Annotated in this window: 1 protein-coding gene; it reads right to left on the bottom strand. The window is 74.0% G+C overall.

Annotation, left to right across the window (positions count from 1 at the left end):
* The coding region (locus AC1DVT_RS20010; protein WP_477391116.1) for a 3'-5' exonuclease at positions 1 to 1,776 on the bottom strand (1,776 nt) is incomplete at both ends.

The raw sequence follows: 1,776 nt of genomic DNA, 5'->3' as shown, positions 1-1,776 counted from the left end.
AGCCCGCGCAGCGACAGCGGATGCTCCATCGCGCGCGTCGCGGGGAGCGCATCCGGCAGGAATTCGAAGAACACGCTCGGCCCGGTGTCGTCGTCGTCGACCGCGGTGACGACCAGCTCGCGTCTGGCGCGCGACAGCGCACGAACGAACAGCCTCAGCTCGTCGTGCATCGCCGAACGGCGACGATCCAGGATGCCGGGGGGCGTCGTGTCGCCCGCGTCGCGGGATGCGGCATCCGACAGTCGCCAGGTGTCCAGCAGACTGCCCCGCAGGCGGGTGTTGGGCCAGACGCCGTCCTGGACGCCGGCCACGATCACGGTGTCGAATTCGAGTCCGAGCGCCCCCGCCGGGGTGAGGACGCGCACTGCCTGATCGGGGACCGGCGAGTCGAGACGGTCCTCGGCGACGGCGGTGTCGAGGATGCCGCGCACGAACGCGCCCGGATCCGCATCGAGCCCGCGCTCGACGTAGCGCTTCGCCGCCTGGAAGAGCGCGACGACAGCATCGAGATTGCGGTTCGCCTGCGCCGCGATCGGCCCATGCGCGCGAGCCTGCTCACTCCAGGCGCGCTCGAGGCGGCTCCGCTCCCAGGCCGTCCACAGCAGCTCGTGGATCGTGGCGCCGCGGGCTCGCTCGGTGCGGAGGACGGTCAGCGTGTGCGCCAGGGTGGCGGCGCGACGCGCCTCGCGTGTGTCGACGAGCTCGAATTCGAGCGGTGTGCGCAGCGCGGAGAGCAGCAGATCCCGTCCTCCGCGCTCGCCTCCCTCGGCGAGCTCGCGGTGCCGCAGCGCCGATCGCAGCCGCCGGAGCTCGACCGGGTCGAGCCGCCCGCACACCCCGAGCAGCGCATCAGCCGCCTCTTCGCAGCTCCAGGTGGCGTCGTCGCGCCCGGCCAGCTCGATGAGCCCCAGGAGGTCGCGCACCGGCGCGATGGCCCCGAGCGCCTGTCCCGACCCGCTGGCGCGGGCCGGGACGTCACGCGCGGTCAGCTCGGTCTCGAGCGCCGACACCTGCCGGGTGTCGTGGGCGATCACCGCGCACTGCGCCCACGGCACGCCATCACGGACGTGCCGCTCCCGCAGGAGCCTGGCGATCGCGTCGAACTCCTCGGCCCTTGATCGCAGGGCGAACGCGCGCACCGAGTCGTCGGCGGCCACTCCGACCGGCGCCGCTCGGTGCTGCACGACGCCGCTCGCACCGATCCGCTGGGTGATCTGGCGCACCAGGTCGCCCTGGGCGGCCGAGCCCCGATGCGGGTGCACCAGCACGCCGGCGATGCCGAGCCCGGATGCCACGCGGGCGAAGTTCTCCGGCGTCGCGCCGCGGAAGGCGCCGGAGCCGACATCCGGATCGCCGAAGGCGAGCACAGCGATCCCGCGTGCCGCGCACGCTTCGAGCAGCTCCACACCTCCGAGGGTCAGCTCCTGCGCATCGTCGACGAGCACGGCGGCGACGCCGGCGAACGCCCCGAGCGCCGCCGCGCCAGGCGGGGCCGATCGGAGGATGCGGCCGGCCTCGAGGACCAGCCCGGCTGCGTCGCGGTGGGCGCCGCGCATCCGCGCGCGCACCTCGAGGTATTCGCCGAAGAACGACGCCATCGCCTGCCATGCCACCAGCTCGTGCTGTGCGCCGAGTTCGGCGAGCCGGCGTGGATCGATCCCGAGCGTCGTGCACTCGGCGAGGAACGTGCGCACTTCGGTGCGGAAGCCGGAGGTCGCGCGGATCGCCGGGGCGAGGAACGGCGGCCACCCACGCCCCGCGCCCGCCGCTTCGTCT

This window comes from Microbacterium sp. P2_F9 (assembly GCF_056403635.1).
The sequence above is the reverse complement of the archived record's forward strand: the minus strand, read 5'-3'. Positions and strand labels throughout refer to the sequence as shown.